Consider the following 15,989-nt stretch of genomic DNA (forward strand, 5'->3'; position numbering starts at 1 on the left):
CCCTCTCAGGGCACCGCCCGCCAGAACCTGCGGAATTCACCCTCATACCACGGCACTGGCACGGTGGTTGTGGTGCCGGTGGTGGTGACCCGGCCGTAGGGCTGCCAGTTCTGAAGATCCGTGCTGGTCTCGATCCGGTAGGGTGTGCCGCTGGTGGAGTCCCAAGAGAAGGGCGCGTAGCCCAGACCTGCCTCGCCCGCCACGGCCAGGCCGACCATCACGGTGGCCCCGGCACCGATGTTGCCGGCCGCGGTGGCCTCCCCGGTGCGCAGGTTGATCCGGTAGAGCTTGGTCAAACCACCGACCGTGAGCACGGCCCAGCCATCCCCCGGGGATGCCACGGCGGACACCAAGTTCGTTGCGCCTTCTTGGGTGATATCAAAGCCGGAGGCGGCGGTGAAATCCAAGGTCGCCCCATTCAAGCTCACCGGCTTAGGCGAAGTCAGGGTGCCGGCGTTCGGCGGGTTCACGATGCAGAGCGAGTCCGTGGCCGGATCCAGGGCGTAGAGGGTAGTGGTACCACCGCTGAGAGACTGGCCAAAGGAATTCGTGTAGGCGCAGGCGGTCGCGCCAGTGCCGGCGCCGTTGATTGCGACATCGGGATTGGCGGTCGCCCCCAAACCGGTGTTCGGATTCACCCGGAAATTGATCCCTGCTCCGCCGGCATTGCCACAGGTGACACGCAGCCGGTCCACCGTTGGATTGAAATCCATCCCGTAGCCATCGGTGGCGGGCGGCATGAGGACATCCGCTCCGGTCCCATCGACGAACTTGATCATGCCTTGGGTGCCTGCGACCGCCAAACTAACGGCGCCCGATCCCGGTTCGATCAGGTAGAGGCTGGCACTGTTGTTCGTCGAGTTGACCGCCAAGCCGTAGAGCTGGCCCGTGGCAGGCCGGTAATCGATGCCGACCAAGGTCTCGTTCGCTGCCAAGGCGGCAAGGTTGAGCGCCTGGGTGGTGGTCGTGGTGGGGCTGTTCCGGCGGAAGCGGACGAGATTCGCGGTGGCAGTCAAGCCGATCGCCGTCGGCACCTGCGTGGCCACCGCCATGCTGCGGATGGTGATTCCCGCGGGAATCGAAAGCTGCGTCGCCTCCCCAGTACCGAGATTGATCCGGTAGAGGCGGCGGGTTCCGCTCTCCAGCACGGCGTAGCCGGAGCCGGTCGCGGGAAGGTTGGGACTTGCTGCATTCACCCCCACCGGAATGTCGAAACCGCAGGCGGCGGTGAAATTCAAGGGGATACCGCCCACCTTGATGCCCACTGCCGAGGTCTGGAATCCGTTGTTCGGCGGGTTCTGGATGTAGAGCGAGTCCGTGGAGGGATCGATCGTGTAAAGGGTCGTGATATTGCCGTTCTCCGGGACGTTGTTGGTATAGGCTGCCTCGCCCACCGAGGTGGTCAGGCCAGCGATCGGACCGTCCGGATTGATGCCATTGGTACCCGCATCGGAATCCACACAGGCTCCGGTATTCGGGTTGACCCGGAAATTCACGCCGGAGCTGTTAACCACCCGCAGGCGGTCGGAGGCCGGGTTGAAGTCGATGCCATAGCGGGTGGCATCGAGCTGGATCTTGACCGCAGCGCCGTCGACCATGCCATTCGCCGCACCCACCGGGGTGGCAAAGCCGTTGAGGGCGGAGATGCAGTAGAGCTGGATGGTGTCGTTGGTGGTATTCACCCCCAGGCCGTAGAGCTGCTGGTTGATGGGCCGGACGTCGATCGCGACCAAGGTGTCGTTCGCATTGATGCCGCTAATCGCCACCGGCGGGGAGCTCAGAGTGGGGGCGCTGTCGGTCAAGCTGACCAGTTGATTGGCCTCCGTCAGCAGGATGAGGCCGGTGCCCGGGGAGCCCAGGCTCAGGTTGGCAAGGGCGGTGGCGGGGAGGGCGGCAAGGCCGAGCAGCAGGGAGGAAGCTCTCACGGCGCCGTTTGATATCGTGTTTTTCCTTATAATCAAGTCGGCTGACAACCTGTGCTGCACCGCCGTTGCCGATTTGCGGAACATCGTGTATCTCCCGGCGAATGAGCGACCACGCGCTGCTGCGATACTGCCCCGACCTGCTGGCCTACCAACGCCGCCTGACCCGTGAGGTGATGGTGGGGAACGTCGGCATCGGCGGCGGCCACCCGATCCGCGTGCAGTCCATGATCACCTCGGACACCCGCGACACCCCGGCCTGCGTGGCGGAGGTGCTACAACTGGCCGAGGCCGGCTGCGAGATCGTCCGGATCACCGCCCAGACCAAGGTCTACGCCGCGAATCTGGAGAACATCGCCCGCGAAGTCCGCGCCGCCGGCTGCCAGGTGCCGCTGGTGGCGGACATCCATTTCAAGCCGGACGCCGCGCTGGAAGCCGCCAAATGGGTCGAGAAGGTCCGCGTGAACCCCGGCAACTACGCCGACAAGAAGAAGTTCGAGGTCCGCGAGTACAGCGATGACCAGTACTCCGAGGAGCTGGAGCGGATCCGCGAGGAATTCGCCCCGCTCGTCGATCTCTGCAAGTCGCTCGGCCGGGCCATGCGGATCGGCACCAACCACGGCTCACTCTCCGACCGGATCATGAACCGCTACGGCGACTCGCCGCTGGGCATGGTGGAGAGCGCGCTGGAGTTCGCCCGCATCGCGCGGGAAATGGACTACCACAATTTCGTCTTCTCGATGAAGGCCTCCAACCCGAAGGTGATGATCGAGGCTTACCGCCTGCTGGTCGCCCGCCTGGAGAAGGAAGGCTCCGACTGGAATTACCCGATCCACCTCGGCGTGACCGAGGCCGGCGATGGCGAGGACGGCCGGATCAAGAGCGCAATCGGCATCGGCTCGCTGCTGGCAGATGGCATCGGTGATACGATCCGTGTCTCGCTCACGGAAGATCCCGTCTTCGAAGTGCCGGTCGCCCAAGCGCTCGCCGCACCTTTCCAGAACAAACCCACGTGGATCGAGCCCCACAACCTGGTGCCGTCCTACGACCCCTTCTCCTACGAGCGCCGCAAGACCAACGTGATGGAGATCATGGGCCACGAGCTCGGCGGCGATAAGACCGTACGGGTCTTCACCAGCCAAGAGAAGTGGAACGCGGTGGCTCACAAGATCGCCAAGATGGGCGACTTCAAGCCGGAGATCATCGTGGAGAAGTCCGGCGTGGTGGCGATCGACCCTCGTGATGAGGCCTCACTTTCCGCGCTGAATCACGGCAGCGAGATCAAGCTGGTCACCGTGGCGGATGGCATCGATCTCGAAGTCATCCCGGCATTCCGCATGCTGGCCTTCCGCCTCGATGCACGGCACCCGATCCTGCTCAAGGACACGCTTCAGCCTGCCACGGGTGAGAGCGGCGATTTCGTGGAGACCCTGCTGGTCGGCGCGCGCCACATCGGCTCGCTGCTCTGCGATGGCATCGGCGATGCGGTGCTGGTGCAGGGTGAGCCCGCCCCCGGTCAATCGCTGCGGCTTTCCTACAACATCCTACAGGCTGCCGGTACGCGGATCTTCAAGACCGATTACGTGGCCTGCCCGAGCTGCGGGCGCACGCTCTTCAACCTCCAGAGCACGACCCAGAAGATCCGCGCCTCGACCGGTCACCTCAAAGGCGTGCGCATCGCCGTAATGGGGTGTATTGTAAACGGACCCGGCGAGATGGCGGATGCCGATTTCGGCTACGTCGGTGGTGCACCGGGCAAGATCAACCTTTACGTGGGCAAGCAAGCCGTGAAGTTCAATATCCCCGAAGGCGAAGCCGTCGAGCGCTTGATCGACCTGATCCGCGAGCACGGCAAGTGGATCGACGCGCCCGCTGGCGAACCCGTGGAAGTCTAATCCCCCATCATGTCCGACACGCTCACCGTCACCCGCGAAGACGTCTCCCTGGACGTGCCGTGGAATGTCATCGTCCACGATGACCCGGTGAACTTGATGAGCTACGTGACGCTCGTGCTGATGCGGATCTTCGGCTACCCGGAGAACCGTGCGACGGTGATGATGCTGGAGGTCCACAAGCGCGGCCGTTCCGTGGTGTGGACCGGCGAGCGGGAGAAGGCGGAGTTCTACACCCAGCAGCTCCAGGCGCACCAGTTGAAGACTTCAATGGAGAAGACCGAATGAAAGTCGGCCCTACGTTGCAAGGCGGCCTGCGCATCGACGTGGAGACACCGCTCGACTGGATGGTGCTGCGCTGCATTTCCTATGATTCCCGCGGCGGCGGCATTGACCTGGCCGATCGCGTGTCCGCTCCCATGGGCAGCGACGAGGGCATGGAAGACTGGCGGGAGTATGTGCTGCCGGAGTTGCGGGATAGCTTCAACGGTCAGCTCGATACCATCGAGGGTGCCCTGGCCCTGGCCGGGGATGGCGAGAGCCCGGCGGAGATCCACATTTCACGCGAGGATGCCGATCTCTGGTACGGCGGGCTCAACCAAGCGCGGCTGGCGCTGGAGGAACGGTATGGATTTTCCGCTGAAAACCCGGAGGAGATGACACCGGGCAGGCGCTCGGCGTGGTTCCGCTCGCAGTTCTATCTGCAGGTGCAGAGCGTACTGCTGGATCATGTGATGCGGTGAGGTGAGTGTTTGGAAAGGTGGTCCGCACAGCCCCTGTGCGGTTGAGGGAGTTCTCGTGGCTGTCGGAGATCAAGTGTCCTCGGGAGCGCTCCGATTCATCCTTCTTCAGGCCTTTTCCAATAAAGGTACTCCCCGGACCTCAATTTCGCCTTCAGCGGATTCTCAGCGATATACCGTCGATACCGTTCAAAAGCCGCACGATCCCTTACCAGGTGATCGAAGCTCTCGTCCTGCCAAAGCCGCCCTTTGCGATCCAGCACGCGGTTGATCTGAAGCGCCGACCATTTCTTCCAACAGGTGACTTGGTGCAGCATCTTGTCCCGCGGCATCGCGCCGACGAGGAGATGGACGTGGTTCGGCATGACCACGAAGTCACCCAACAAGTAGCTCACGCCGTCCGGCTGCTGGAGGGTATCCGCGACGATCTTCGCGCAAGCGGGATTGCGGAGCGGACAAGTGCCATGGCAGGAGTCGATCTCGCTTTCGAGATCTTTGGCGAAGCGTCGGAAGTCCCTGCGCTGAGCTTCGGGTAGTTCTTCGAGGTGCTTTCGCCAATTGGGGACAGAGGGATCGATCCCGTGGATTTGGAGCCATTGAAGGCGGAGTTGCCGCCAGCGGTTCCATGTGGCCAAGGGGATAGAATCGGCGGTGCGCCAGGTGATGAAGTAGGTGGCGCCTTCTTGATCCCAATGGGGCAGGTGACCGTGTGTGACGGTGGTGGAGCCATCGGGGTTGTAGAAGCGGAAGGGCATGGGGACGCCGAGGCTGTGTCGGTGCTTCTAGCGGATTGGAGTTGTGGAGGCGATGATTTCTGGAGGAGGGATGAGGATGATGAGGACATTTTCCCGGGGGCACCCGGTGTGGTCAGCCGCCATAACTGCTTCGGCCGCACAGAGGGCTGTGCGGACCACCTTTTGTTGGCCTCCGGCTACCGCCAGAACGGCTTCGTCCGCACACGGCGTGTGCGGACCACCTCAAGCCTCGCCCGCTTCCAGCACGCGCAAGACTTCTTCCACCTCCAGCTCCTTCTGGCAGCGCAGATCCATCACGCACTTCGGCGCGTGGCAGGGGGAGCACTCGACCTTGCGGCGGGCGATGAGATGCTGGCGGCCCAGAGGGCGCATCCACTCGGGCTCACCGGGGCCGAATAGTACGAGACATCTCGTACCGACGTGCGCCGCGAGGTGCGGCACGCTGCCATCCGCGGCGATGCAGAGGCCGTGTGCTGCCAGCTCTTCCAGAGCGGGAGGTTCGAGTGAAACCGTGTCTGCCTCGGGAACCGCCTTCGACAAAGCAGCGCCCATCGCTCCGGAGGCCGCAATCCGCAGACTGCGGCCCCGCTCCAACAAAAGCTTGGCCAGTTCTTCCCAGCGCTCCCGCGGCCACTGGTAGTGCGTGCCGAAATCCGAATCCGGCACCAGCAGGATGCGGCCCGGATCCCGCGGGACATCCAGCAGCAGCGGCGCGAAGTTCTCCGCCACCATCGCCTGCGCGCCGAGCTTCTCCACGATCTTCAGATAGAATTGCACCCGGTGCCGAACCGGCCCGGGCTCCTCGATCACGGTGATCTTCTCGGTGAGGCGCTTCTCCAAGCCCTTGGCCGGTGGACCCAGGCGGCGCGGGATGCCGGCCTTGGCAAAGGCATCTGCCGCCTCGCCGGCTTCCCACGCGAGGGAGATGCCAGGCTTCTCTAACAAAGCAGCGATCTGCCGTGCGGAAGCCTTGTCCGGATAGCCCTTAACCTCCGCGAAACCACTGGTCTGCCAAAGAGTCACCTGGCTCTGTGGACAGAGCACGCGCGGCAGGACGCCCATCCTCAGCAAGGCCCGCATCGCGGGCATCGACAGGCACGCTTCCCGCAAGCCCAGGGGCGCGGCAATCCACAGGGAATCACCGGCTTGGAGCAGAGGGGCATCGGGCATGCGCGGAGCGTAGGAGCAGCCGCTTGCTGCGGGCAAGCATTGCCGGGAGCCATGCCGTCCCAAGTCACTTCTCTTCCGACGGCGGCTTGGTCCCCGGCAACGAGTCTGGATCGCACAAGAGAAACAGCTTGAATTGAGCCGGGTGCAGCTTGGTCAGGACTTCGTTCGGTTTCTCCCCCAGAGAGATAATATCCCCATCATGCGGAAAGTCCTGCTGTGCCGTGAAAGGAAGAATACCTGCAATCAGCTGCAAAGAATATGGAAGCTGGAGCCTGTCGCCCTCCGCGCTTTCGATTTCCGGAGCAATCCGCCATCCGCCCTCCGCATTCTCACCATGTTGGGCGCTGAAGTAGTCATGGTTCGTCAGCGCAAGCTGATCGGGCGATAGCTGACAGAGGTTCCACGGCGCATAGGCCTCGGAATCCAGCCACATCTGGGGAAGCGCAGCAGAAAAATACAACGTATGGAGGACAAAAGGCTCTCCCCCTAGGAGTCCTGGGAACAGCTCTCCTAGTTCCGCGAGCTCCTGTTCGGGGGGCCCATCGTTGGGCTGCCGCTGCTCCATCCGAAGAAAAATGCCATCCGCTCGCTCGAGCTTTTCCGCATCCGCGGCCAGGGCGGCGGCGAGTTTCTGCTTCAACTCTGCCTTTTGCTCACCATTCAGCATCAGGCCATCCGCGAGGGCGGCGGCATACCACTCGCGTTCGCGCGAAGCGGTTTTCAAGATGGCTTTTTTGAGGAGTTCGCGCTCAGCCGGGGTGGCCGGTTCAGGGCTGCTGCTGAGCACCTTGGAAATGAGATCCTTCTGCAATTCAAGCTCCGCAAAGAGACCGAGTTTCTCGAAGTCCTCCAAGACCCACCGAATCTCATCCTCGCTCATCCCTTTGGCGCAGCGCTCGCGGAAGACCGCTTGAACGTCCACGTCCACCGCCGGCCGGGGCGCCCGCTCACTGACCTTCGCCGACTTGGGTGCGCCCTGATGACGAGTGATCAGCTCCCCGAAGGCCTGCACCCCGACCACCGCCAGCCAGCAGCCGCCCACGACCACGATCAGGCCAAGGACCAGCCACATCGGGTTGAAGCCCGGCCGCAGCGGCTCCTCGTCATCGCGGAATAGCTCGAGCATCTCGTCCAGCTCGAGCGGCTGTTTCTCGATCTGCCCTTCGAGCTCCTCTTGGATCTCTTCGTCGTCTTCCTCCTCCGGCACCATCCCAGCTTAAACGCCGCCGGGGGGCCGCCAAGCTTGTCCCGGCAAAAGAAAAACCCGCTAGCGGCGTTGGGGGGAACGAAGGCAGCGGGTTTTCCCTTGGGGGGAAGGGTTCTTCCGTCCGGGGGGAGACGGGTCTGTGATTTGGGGGGATTGGTTTCGCAAGTTCGGCCGGCGGGGGGGAGCGGCGTCGCTTACGGGGACCATCATGTCCGATTTTGCTCCCGCCACTATCACGCAATCGCGTGGCGGGCATCTACGCAGGCATCATTCCCCGCTGGCCTCCAGCTCCGCCGCCAAGCGGTCCGCGAGCTCCGGCTTCAACAGCAGGAGAGTCTTCAGCTGGGCGGGATGACAGGCCAGCGCCTCATTCTCCAAAACGCTGGCATTCGGCTCGGTGCGGCGGGAGAAATCCTGGCCGGGGACAAAGGGAAACAAGGCCCCTGCGCCCTCGATCTCCCGTGGCGACGCGCCATTCGGAAAGTCAGTCGAGTCCGGATGGAGGGGGTTCGCCAAGTTCACCACCGTCATGGTCGCGGGGTCGAACCACGAGATTCCGTGATCCTCTCCGCCCGCTTCCTTGGCCACTGCCTCAGCGCGATCCTGCCAAGTGATCCGCGACTGCTCCGGGGTGAGTTCCACCAGCTTCCACGGCGCCATCTCATCATCCTCCAGCCAGTAGCTGGCATTCACCAAAGCCTCGTAGGGCGGTATCTCAGCCACCGGATGAAGTCCGGCCTCATCCTGCGCGTCCTCGCGCTGCTTCATGAAATCGACCTCAGTCTCCAAGAGACGCACCGCGCAGCGCTCCTTGGCCTGGCGCCGTTGCCACACGTCCAGCGACAGGCCGTCAGCCAAGGCGTCGAGATACCAAGCCCGCTGATGCCAGCCGATCTCCAGCGCCTGATCCTTGGCCATCGCAGGCACGTCCGGATTCATCCAGCCCGGCCCCCTCTCCGAGTTCGCGGTCTCCTTGAAATCGCTGACCAGCTGCCAGACCGTATCGACCTTCACCTCATCGAGGTCGGCCTTCTGGAAATCCTCCACGATCCAGCGCACCTGCTGCGGGGTCATCCCCTTGCGGCAGCGCTCGACATAGGTCTCCACCGAAAACTTCGGGCTGTTGCGTGCCAGCGCGCGGTCCGCGACCTTGGCGGGCTTCTTCAGCTTCGCCTGGCTGTCACTGAGGATCGCGATGGTCCCAGTGGTCGCCTTCATGGCCAGCCAACAGCCGGCCACCGAGGCGATGAGTGCAGCGACCAGCCAGAGCGGGTTGCTTTTCTTGCGCGGTTGCTCGGGCTCGCGGAATTGCTCGAGTAGGGCCTCGAGCTTCGCAGCCTTGTCCTCCTCATCGTCAACTTCTTCCACCCTTACACCATAAACCGAAGCCTAGCGGCACTGCAAGAGGCAAGTGGCTGCTCTGGAATGGGGCGGATTCCGAAGAGGAAGGCGAGCGGGGAATTCTCTCCGGGGACTCCATGGCCTTCAAGGGAGGATCCGCCCTGCCGGAACGGCGCAGCCGTCCCGCTACGGGGAGGAGTACAAGAAAAACCCGCTGGCGCCGTTGGGGGGAACGAAGGCAGCGGGTTTTCCCATGGGGGGTGTCATCCGTCCTCGGGGGGAAGGCCGGGTCTGTGATCTGGGGGGATCTGCTTTCGTAAGTTCGGCCGGCGGGGGGATCGGCGTTGCTTACGGGGACCATCATGTCCGATTTTGCTCCCGTCGCTATAACGTCATCGCGTGACGGGGATGTCACGTGGATGGCGATGGAGTTGAATCTAGCAGATGAATTTTTGAAAATTTGTTAGGCCGGTGGAAATCCGGTTCGCCGCCACCGAGATCGACGGCTGTCAGGAAGCGCTGTTCCGGCGACCCGAGGATGAAGGTCACATTCAGGGTGGTCTCCGGCCCTAGATCCAAGCGGGCTTCCAACAGATCGCGGGGGATCGACATGGCCGCAACCCAGCCGCCGTCGGGTGACAGCTCGGCGAAGGTGGCGACCTCTGGAAAGGCGATCTCGCCCTCCTCCGCGCGGACCCGAGGGGCGATAAACTCACAACTCCACCATGCTCCATTTGGAGCAAGATTGAACTCGAAGTAGCGTCCGCTTGTCGGATGATGGAGAAACAGTTCAGCCACGTCGTGCTTCCACAGCTCCGGCGTGAACCGCCCCGGCCGCGCTGCCGGATGAAGCTTGGCGGGCTGGGCATGGGACGCGATGAGCCAGACGCTGCGGGTATCTACGGCAACGCAAAACGCGGCTTGCGGACTCACCGGAGTTCCATACCAATCCTTACCAAGCCCAAAGAGAGGGACGTCCATTTCGCCCCAGACCAAGGGCTTCGCGCTGCGGATCACCGTCATCGCGGAACACCCTGAAACCCAAGCCCTATTCGGTCGAGAGTAGGATTCTTAGAAAAAATTGCTGCGGGCCGGCGAAAAATGTCGCATTCCCATCGCGGTTTTGATTTACTTTTCTTAACTAGAACCATGGCTAAGCGTCCCAACAGCCATCACCTTGGCACCATCGAATACATCGGCCCCCGTCCGCAGGCAAAGAAGCCGCAACGAAGACCGAATTTCCTCGGTGGATGGGTCGTTTTGTTGATCGCGGCCGGTGCCGCGTGGTTCTTCGGGAAGCCTTTGTTGCCCCTGTTGCGGGCCCAGCAGACCGTAGCCTCCGAGCAGACCGCGAATCAGTTGATTCTCGAGCTTTCGCCGTCTTCGGACTTCGGTGAGCGCCTTGCTGCCCAAGCCCTTCAGCGCACCAATACTGCCAGCATTTACGACACGGCCTATTACCAGATCACGTACCCCGGCGGTGACATCCCCAAGGGCGGGCCGAATGGCGATACCTGGAAGGGCAAGGCGGAGGATGTGCTGGTCCGCAGCTACCGCAGCATGGGCATTGATCTTCAAGTCCTGGTGCATGAGGACATGACCCGGAACTTCGCCTCCTATCCCCAACTCTGGGGCTCCGGCGCGCCGGATTCGAACATCGACCACCGCCGGGTGGAGAACCTGCAGCGCTACTTCAAGCACGCGGGTGCCGAACTGCCGGTGACCCGCGACAAGAAGGACTACAAGCCGGGTGACGTGGTGGTCTGGATGCTGGCCCAAGGCGAGATCCATTGCGGCATCGTGGTCCCCGGCCCCGGCAACCGCAGCGATGAAGCCTGGGTGGTGCACGACAATGGCAGCGGCCCGAAGTGGGAGAACGTGCTGATGGAAAACCAGATCCACGGTCACTACCGCTTCACCGGCCAAGCGCTGGAAGTCGCGAAGCGCTAAGCTCTGCCGCTCAAGATCCTGATGAAATAAGGCTGCCCTTGTGGCGGCCTTTTTCTTTGCCCCCGCCCCATGTTCGGAGCCCGCTTCGCCTTCCACGCCCTCAAGGGTCCTTGGGCGCTCCCGCCCGATCCGGCGCGGCTGCGGGTCTTCCTGCTGATGGGCCAGTCGAACATGGCGGGCTTCGGCTGTGTGCGGGCGGATGATCCATGGCAGCCGGGCGACCGCGAGCCGGTGCCGGGGGTGCTGGCGCTCGGGGGGCAGTGCACGCTCAAGTCCGGCATTCCCCGTGGCTGGAGCCGCTGGCGGCCGGCGGCGCACCCGCTGCACCTGAATCAGCGGAGCGCTGGCTTCGGGCTGGCGCTGCCTTTCGCGATGCGACTGCTGGAGAGTGAGCCGGACGCGATGATCGGGCTGATTCCGTGTGCCTGGGGGGGCGCGGGGATTGACCGCCTAGGGCCCGGGTCGCCGCTGTTTGCGAATGCGGTCCGCCGGGCGCGGATCGCGGCGAGATCGGGAACCCTTGCCGGTGTGCTCTGGCACCAGGGCGAGACGGATGCCGAAAGCCCCGAGCTCGCGCGCTCCCATGCCAACAAGCTGCTCACGCTGATCACCAGCCTCCAGAACCAGCATCTCAATGCCTACGGGCTGCCTTTCCTGATCGGGGATCTCGGCGACTTCGGGGATGAAAAGCGCAAGCCGGAGTTCGTCGCCCGCCGCAACACTGTCCGCGCGGGGCTGCGCCGGATCGCTGAAAATTATCCCGGGGCCGCCTTCGTGGAAAGCAAGGGCCTGGCTGGCGTGGACGCGGTGCACTTCGGGCGGGAGGCCTTGGTCGAGTTCGGGCGGCGTTATGCGGAGGCCTTCATGGCCCTCAAGGCCGACAGCGTCTAACAGGCAAGTTGGAAGCCGTAGAGGCCGGTGAAGGGCGGCCACACGAATTCGTCCGCGCGGATGGCGACCAGCAGCCGAACGCCTGAGTCGAGGCGCAGGGCGATCGTGTTGCTGTCAGGCAGGGCTGGGGTCTCCTCTTGGAAACGGAGGCCAGCTTGGGTGAGCTCTTCCTTCACCGCTTCCATGGTTGGATGGCCTGCGAAGAACCATCGGTCCAAGGAAGCGGATTCACCGAGGGTGAGGCTCTGATAGCCGTCGCAGAAGATCTGATGGATCGTGTGGAAGTCCTCGTTGAGGTGGAATTCCACGTCGCCGTATTTCCAGATGCTATAGCAGCCGCGCTTCCTGCGACCGCCCTCATCGGAAGGCTCGCCCCAGAGTTCGCGGAGCCTCTCCACCGGGTCGCCGGGCCGCACCGGGCCGAGGGCGCCACTTTCCAGGAAGGCGCGCATTGAAACCTTCAGGACGGAATTCATTTCAAGTACGCCGTGCATCGTAGTTTGAGCAACTCGACGAGATCCGGGTTCATGTAGTCGTAATCATCCGGGATCCCGAGCAGGATCACCTTCTTGTCCGCAAGCAGCTTGCCGAAGGTCCTTTGCAGGCGCTGGCGATGTACCGCTTCCATCACGAAGATCAGGTCCGCCCATTCCACTTGCTCCGCAGAGAGCCTGAGCTCCGCATCGGGACTCAGGCCGGCGGAGTCCGTTTCCACGCCAGGGTAATCGCGGAAGACTGCCTCTGCGGTGGGGCTGCGCAGGCGGTTGCGGGAGCAGAGAAAGAGCAAACGCTTAGCAGCCATGGGGATGAAGCAGCGACGCGATCCTAGGCCGGTAGGCCGCTCGCGAAAGGGAATTGATTGGCATGGCTGCTAACGCAGACGTTATGTGGAGGGCTTCATGAAGCGGGGGCATCTTCCTGCTCCGGATCCTCCCACAAGCTGATATCACCGGGCCCGTGGCAGTGGAAGGAGAGATCGGTGGCACAAGCAGGGCAACGGAAGACGAGACCTTCTGCACCGGGGAAGTCGACGAAGGCCCCCTCGCCTGCTCTCGAGACGAATTGGCGGCACTCGCGGGCGTGCTCGGCGAATGCCTGCGCCGCGGCTTCCCGACCGATCACGACAGAGCAGGCGGGACAAGGAGAGGCGGCGAGCTTCTTCCGCCATCTCCGGTAGAGGAAGTAGCCGCTGCCAGTCACGATGAAGGCCAAGGAGGCAATCAGGACTCCGATAAGGAAGAAGGGATGCGCGAGCCAAGAGGCCAAGATGGCTCCTCCAACAAAGAGTCCCCAGAACAGAGTGGAACAGCCCGGACGCTGCCCACCCCTCACCCGCGACGATGCGGCAATGTGGATGAACTCCTTGATGAAGTGGGGACGGTCGTCGGCCATCAGGTTTCGCGGAGAACTCGCACAGTAGGGCGGCTTTGCAAACTGCCTCAACGAAACAAAATCCCGGCGATGAACTCGCGGACATGCTCCGGGGTGGTACCGCGCTGTGGCGCGATGATCGCCAGTTCGCGCTTCAGCGGGCGTGCCAGCTTGATGCGCCGGATCTGGCGCTTGCGGGGGAAGGAACTCAACGTCCGGCGCGGGACGAAGGCGACGCCCATGCCGAGCGCGACCAGTTGGACCGTCATGTCGAAGCTATCCAGCTCCATCGCGACCGGCGGGGCGGGCTTCGCCTTCTGCCACCATTGGTCGATGCAGGCGCGCGAGCGGGTGCCGGCAGGCGGCATGATCCACGATTGCGCGGCGGCCCAAGCACGCAATGGCTCCTCATCCTCGATCGCGGGAACCACCATGTCGGCAGGAACGATCAGGACAAAGACGTCTTCGATGCGATGAGTGATCGCTACGCTACCGGGCAGCTTCGGTGGAGGACAGAGCACCGCAAGGTCCAGCTTGCAGGCCGCCACCGCTTCCACCAAGGCGCTGCCCGTGAGATGGGAGACGCTGACCCGCACTTCCGGATGGTGCCGCAGATGCCCGTGAAAAAGTCCCGGGAGGTGCGCAAGCGACACGCTGCGTGAGATGCCGATCGCGATCTCGCGCTGCTCGCTGAGAAAGTCCTCGCGCAGACGCCGCAGCGCGCCATCGAGCAGGCCCGGGAGCACTTCGGTTTCCCGCAGGAGCACTGCACCGGCCGGCGTGAGGCTGAGCTTGCGCGTGGTGCGCTCGAACAGGCGCAGGCCGAGCCGACCCTCGATCCCCTGCAACTGCCGGGTCAGCGCGCTCTGCGACAGGCCAGCCGCCTTCGCCGCCGCCGTGATCCCACGGTGGGCCGCGACCTGCCGCACCAGGTGCAGTTCCTGAAGGTCGATCGCGGGCTTCTCATTCATGCGCTTTTCGCATGAATCCATACCATCTATCGATTTCACGCAATGTCAGGTTTACCCCATTCTGGCCGGCATGGCTGACCGCACCGACAAACATCCGCTCAACGCACCCGGCACCTACTACAACGACAACAGCTGCATCGACTGCGATGTCTGCCGCGAGATGGCACCCGCAATCTTCCGCCGGGACGACGAGTCCGGTGCCAGCTACGTGTGGCGCCAGCCGCAGAGCCTCGCCGAGCTCGCCCTCGCCCGAGAGGCGATGGAGAACTGCCCGACGGAAACGATCGGCTGCGATGGCTGAGCCCCCGTCTACTTCCCGATCTTCTTGAAGCGGTAGGCGGGCTTCCCGGAGGGCTTGAGCATTTTGGTCTCCCCGGAGTTCACGAAGGGATTCCAAGTCATCTCTCCCTCCTTCAACTCGATCATCAGGGTCATGAAGCTGGGGCCACCATCTTGGAGCAGGAGCAAGGCTTTGCCGTCTTCCATCTTCGCGAAGACCCAAGAGCCCGGCTCCTTCTGGCCCGACAGAGTCGCGGTGCCATCCGCCCGAAGCTCGAGCTGGATCTCGCCCAAGTCTTTGCCCTCCATTCCAGAAACGAAAGTGGCCTGCCACTTCCCCACCAAGTCGGCTTTCTTGAGCTCCTCCGCGGACCACGCGGTGTCCACCATCACCGGCAAGGCCGCGACTGCCCATCCGATCGCTGCGGTCATTCTCATGGCTTCATGATTCCCGCTCCTCCACTGCTGGCGAGCCCTGAGTTTTGAAGATGGCAATCCGGCGCGATCCCTCTAGGGTCCGCCGCTGATTCCTCCATCCGCTCCCTCATGAGACTGCCGTTCCGTCCCGCCGGGCTGCTCGCCCTCGCCCTACTCGTGCCCGCCTGCGGGAAGAAGTCCGCGCCGCCTCTCTCCGCCGCGACTCCGGAGGAAGCGCCTGCGGCACCCGCTCCGGCCGCTGCAAATACGCCGCCGGCATCCGCCGGCTACGTGCTGGTGAAGAAGGGACTGCTGCCCGCTCCCGGCACGGTGCGAACGGACAAGCTCAACTACGAGCAGCCGGAATCGGCCCTCGCGGTGAAGCGCGACTTCAAGACCATGAAGGGCAGCTCCACCCGCAAGACCGCGTCTACGGAAGTGATCGAAGGTCTCGCCCCCGGCAAGGCCCGCCGCACGCTCACCAGCATGACCAATGAGGAGCGCACTACCTACAACGGCCAGGAGGACATCAAGCCGGACAAAGGCGATCCGCTGCAGGGCGTGCCCGTGATCCTGGAATACAAGGACGGCACTTGGACTGCCGAACTCGAAAGCGGCACTCCCGACTCCGGCCAGCAGGTCGCGCTGAAGGAACTTCTCGATGGCTACAAGTCGGAGACCGATCTCGTGATCTTCGGCGAGACGCCGCGCAAGCCGGGCGAGAAGTGGGTCGTGGATGCCTCCAAGGTCGAACGCTTCTGCGGTGCCACCGGACTGGAAGGTCCCTTCTCCGTCGAGTTCCTGAAGGTGGCCGATGTCAACGGCGTGCCCTGCGCGGTCCTCAAGACCACCTTCAACATCAGCGGCAAGCCGGTCGGCACGGGCGATGAGGCGAAGTCGTGGAAGCTGTCCTTCAAGGGCAACTCGCTGATCCATCGCTCACTGACGGACCTCACCGATTTCGAGAGCAAGATCGATTGCAACTACACCATGGACGGCTCGCCGGGAGGACGGGGAGTGACCATGAGCATCGACGGTCCGCTGACCATTCAGACCCTCTCCACACTAAGCCAAAAGTAGCGG

General features: G+C 63.3%; 18 protein-coding genes. 7 read left to right on the plus strand and 11 right to left on the minus strand.

Features of this window, described 5'->3' with window-relative positions; translation table 11 throughout:
* Positions 1 to 5 precede the first annotated feature (5 nt).
* Entirely contained in the window at positions 6 to 1,925 is a 1,920-nt protein-coding gene (locus BV071_RS17485) for a DUF4394 domain-containing protein (protein WP_035609826.1), read from the minus strand.
* 101 nt (positions 1,926 to 2,026) lie between these two features.
* Between BV071_RS17485 and ispG the strand changes: the two genes are divergently transcribed.
* The 3 genes from ispG to BV071_RS17500 are packed head-to-tail and all read left to right on the plus strand — an operon-like array spanning position 2,027 to position 4,557.
* Positions 2,027 to 3,817 (plus strand): (E)-4-hydroxy-3-methylbut-2-enyl-diphosphate synthase, encoded by a 1,791-nt coding sequence (ispG, locus tag BV071_RS17490; RefSeq protein ID WP_052573488.1) that lies wholly within the window; start codon positions 2,027 to 2,029, stop codon positions 3,815 to 3,817.
* 9 nt (positions 3,818 to 3,826) lie between these two features.
* The gene (gene clpS / locus BV071_RS17495) at positions 3,827 to 4,102 is read left to right on the plus strand and encodes an ATP-dependent Clp protease adapter ClpS (RefSeq protein ID WP_035609829.1); all 276 of its coding nucleotides are present in this window, start codon (positions 3,827 to 3,829) and stop codon (positions 4,100 to 4,102) included.
* The gene (locus BV071_RS17500) at positions 4,099 to 4,557 is read left to right on the plus strand and encodes a hypothetical protein (protein ID WP_265594551.1); all 459 of its coding nucleotides are present in this window, start codon (positions 4,099 to 4,101) and stop codon (positions 4,555 to 4,557) included. Before clpS ends, BV071_RS17500 begins: the two co-directional genes overlap by 4 nt.
* A 95-nt stretch (positions 4,558 to 4,652) precedes the next feature.
* On the opposite strand, the gene BV071_RS17505 is transcribed toward BV071_RS17500, so the two are convergent.
* The 5 genes from BV071_RS17505 to BV071_RS33175 form a co-directional block, all read right to left on the minus strand.
* On the minus strand, positions 4,653 to 5,309 hold the full coding sequence (locus BV071_RS17505; RefSeq protein ID WP_035609833.1) for a transposase: 657 nt from the start codon (positions 5,307 to 5,309) through the stop codon (positions 4,653 to 4,655).
* A gap of 222 nt (positions 5,310 to 5,531) precedes the next feature.
* Positions 5,532 to 6,479: a glycosyltransferase family 9 protein gene (locus tag BV071_RS17510; protein WP_035609836.1), complete on the minus strand. Its 948-nt coding sequence runs from the start codon at positions 6,477 to 6,479 to the stop codon at positions 5,532 to 5,534.
* A 64-nt stretch (positions 6,480 to 6,543) separates the two neighbouring features.
* Positions 6,544 to 7,689 (minus strand): hypothetical protein, encoded by a 1,146-nt coding sequence (locus tag BV071_RS17515; RefSeq protein ID WP_035609839.1) that lies wholly within the window; start codon positions 7,687 to 7,689, stop codon positions 6,544 to 6,546.
* A gap of 264 nt (positions 7,690 to 7,953) precedes the next feature.
* On the minus strand, positions 7,954 to 9,054 hold the full coding sequence (locus BV071_RS17520; RefSeq protein WP_035609841.1) for a hypothetical protein: 1,101 nt from the start codon (positions 9,052 to 9,054) through the stop codon (positions 7,954 to 7,956).
* Positions 9,055 to 9,438: 384 nt separating this feature from the next.
* Entirely contained in the window at positions 9,439 to 10,050 is a 612-nt protein-coding gene (locus BV071_RS33175; RefSeq protein ID WP_052573489.1) for a hypothetical protein, read from the minus strand.
* A gap of 126 nt (positions 10,051 to 10,176) precedes the next feature.
* Between BV071_RS33175 and BV071_RS17530 the strand changes: the two genes are divergently transcribed.
* Both BV071_RS17530 and BV071_RS17535 read left to right on the plus strand, forming a co-directional pair.
* Entirely contained in the window at positions 10,177 to 10,977 is an 801-nt protein-coding gene (locus tag BV071_RS17530; protein ID WP_052573490.1) for a DUF1287 domain-containing protein, read from the plus strand.
* A 69-nt stretch (positions 10,978 to 11,046) separates the two neighbouring features.
* Positions 11,047 to 11,868 (plus strand): sialate O-acetylesterase, encoded by an 822-nt coding sequence (locus tag BV071_RS17535; RefSeq protein WP_052573491.1) that lies wholly within the window; start codon positions 11,047 to 11,049, stop codon positions 11,866 to 11,868.
* Here the strand turns inward: BV071_RS17535 and BV071_RS17540 are convergent.
* From BV071_RS17540 to BV071_RS17555, 4 genes are all read right to left on the minus strand, one after another.
* On the minus strand, positions 11,865 to 12,344 hold the full coding sequence (locus tag BV071_RS17540; protein ID WP_265594552.1) for a hypothetical protein: 480 nt from the start codon (positions 12,342 to 12,344) through the stop codon (positions 11,865 to 11,867). The genes BV071_RS17535 and BV071_RS17540 overlap by 4 nt on opposite strands.
* Positions 12,341 to 12,670 (minus strand): low molecular weight protein tyrosine phosphatase family protein, encoded by a 330-nt coding sequence (locus tag BV071_RS17545; RefSeq protein ID WP_035609846.1) that lies wholly within the window; start codon positions 12,668 to 12,670, stop codon positions 12,341 to 12,343. Before BV071_RS17545 ends, BV071_RS17540 begins: the two co-directional genes overlap by 4 nt.
* Positions 12,671 to 12,765: 95 nt before the next feature.
* Positions 12,766 to 13,260: a hypothetical protein gene (locus tag BV071_RS17550; protein ID WP_035609849.1), complete on the minus strand. Its 495-nt coding sequence runs from the start codon at positions 13,258 to 13,260 to the stop codon at positions 12,766 to 12,768.
* A 47-nt stretch (positions 13,261 to 13,307) separates the two neighbouring features.
* Complete coding sequence (locus BV071_RS17555) at positions 13,308 to 14,210, minus strand: LysR family transcriptional regulator (RefSeq protein ID WP_035610076.1); 903 nt, start codon at positions 14,208 to 14,210, stop codon at positions 13,308 to 13,310.
* Between the two features lie 70 nt (positions 14,211 to 14,280).
* Here BV071_RS17555 and BV071_RS17560 point away from each other — a divergent pair, with 70 nt between their 5' ends.
* The gene (locus tag BV071_RS17560; protein ID WP_035609852.1) at positions 14,281 to 14,511 is read left to right on the plus strand and encodes a ferredoxin; all 231 of its coding nucleotides are present in this window, start codon (positions 14,281 to 14,283) and stop codon (positions 14,509 to 14,511) included.
* 8 nt (positions 14,512 to 14,519) lie between these two features.
* On the opposite strand, the gene BV071_RS17565 is transcribed toward BV071_RS17560, so the two are convergent.
* Positions 14,520 to 14,927 (minus strand): hypothetical protein, encoded by a 408-nt coding sequence (locus BV071_RS17565; protein WP_265594553.1) that lies wholly within the window; start codon positions 14,925 to 14,927, stop codon positions 14,520 to 14,522.
* 108 nt (positions 14,928 to 15,035) lie between these two features.
* Between BV071_RS17565 and BV071_RS17570 the strand changes: the two genes are divergently transcribed.
* Positions 15,036 to 15,986, plus strand: a complete 951-nt coding sequence (locus BV071_RS17570) for a hypothetical protein (RefSeq protein ID WP_035609859.1) — start codon at positions 15,036 to 15,038, stop codon at positions 15,984 to 15,986.
* Positions 15,987 to 15,989: the final 3 nt, after the last annotated feature.

The sequence above is a fragment of the Haloferula sp. BvORR071 genome (genome assembly GCF_000739615.1).
Taxonomy (GTDB): Bacteria; Verrucomicrobiota; Verrucomicrobiia; order Verrucomicrobiales; family Akkermansiaceae; genus Haloferula.

What these genes read in the sequence shown, in the direction of transcription:
- ispG (WP_052573488.1), top strand. Translation starts at nt 2,027, where the DNA reads ATGAGCGACCACGCGCTGCTGCGATACTGCCCCGACCTGCTGGCCTAC.
- clpS (WP_035609829.1), top strand. Translation starts at nt 3,827, where the DNA reads ATGTCCGACACGCTCACCGTCACCCGCGAAGACGTCTCCCTGGACGTG.
- BV071_RS17500 (WP_265594551.1), top strand. Translation starts at nt 4,099, where the DNA reads ATGAAAGTCGGCCCTACGTTGCAAGGCGGCCTGCGCATCGACGTGGAG.
- BV071_RS17505 (WP_035609833.1), bottom strand. Translation starts at nt 5,309, where the DNA reads ATGCCCTTCCGCTTCTACAACCCCGATGGCTCCACCACCGTCACACAC.
- BV071_RS17510 (WP_035609836.1), bottom strand. Translation starts at nt 6,479, where the DNA reads ATGCCCGATGCCCCTCTGCTCCAAGCCGGTGATTCCCTGTGGATTGCC.
- BV071_RS17515 (WP_035609839.1), bottom strand. Translation starts at nt 7,689, where the DNA reads ATGGTGCCGGAGGAGGAAGACGACGAAGAGATCCAAGAGGAGCTCGAA.
- BV071_RS33175 (WP_052573489.1), bottom strand. Translation starts at nt 10,050, where the DNA reads ATGACGGTGATCCGCAGCGCGAAGCCCTTGGTCTGGGGCGAAATGGAC.
- BV071_RS17530 (WP_052573490.1), top strand. Translation starts at nt 10,177, where the DNA reads ATGGCTAAGCGTCCCAACAGCCATCACCTTGGCACCATCGAATACATC.
- BV071_RS17535 (WP_052573491.1), top strand. Translation starts at nt 11,047, where the DNA reads ATGTTCGGAGCCCGCTTCGCCTTCCACGCCCTCAAGGGTCCTTGGGCG.
- BV071_RS17540 (WP_265594552.1), bottom strand. Translation starts at nt 12,344, where the DNA reads ATGAATTCCGTCCTGAAGGTTTCAATGCGCGCCTTCCTGGAAAGTGGC.
- BV071_RS17545 (WP_035609846.1), bottom strand. Translation starts at nt 12,670, where the DNA reads ATGGCTGCTAAGCGTTTGCTCTTTCTCTGCTCCCGCAACCGCCTGCGC.
- BV071_RS17550 (WP_035609849.1), bottom strand. Translation starts at nt 13,260, where the DNA reads ATGGCCGACGACCGTCCCCACTTCATCAAGGAGTTCATCCACATTGCC.
- BV071_RS17555 (WP_035610076.1), bottom strand. Translation starts at nt 14,210, where the DNA reads ATGAATGAGAAGCCCGCGATCGACCTTCAGGAACTGCACCTGGTGCGG.
- BV071_RS17560 (WP_035609852.1), top strand. Translation starts at nt 14,281, where the DNA reads ATGGCTGACCGCACCGACAAACATCCGCTCAACGCACCCGGCACCTAC.
- BV071_RS17565 (WP_265594553.1), bottom strand. Translation starts at nt 14,927, where the DNA reads ATGAGAATGACCGCAGCGATCGGATGGGCAGTCGCGGCCTTGCCGGTG.
- BV071_RS17570 (WP_035609859.1), top strand. Translation starts at nt 15,036, where the DNA reads ATGAGACTGCCGTTCCGTCCCGCCGGGCTGCTCGCCCTCGCCCTACTC.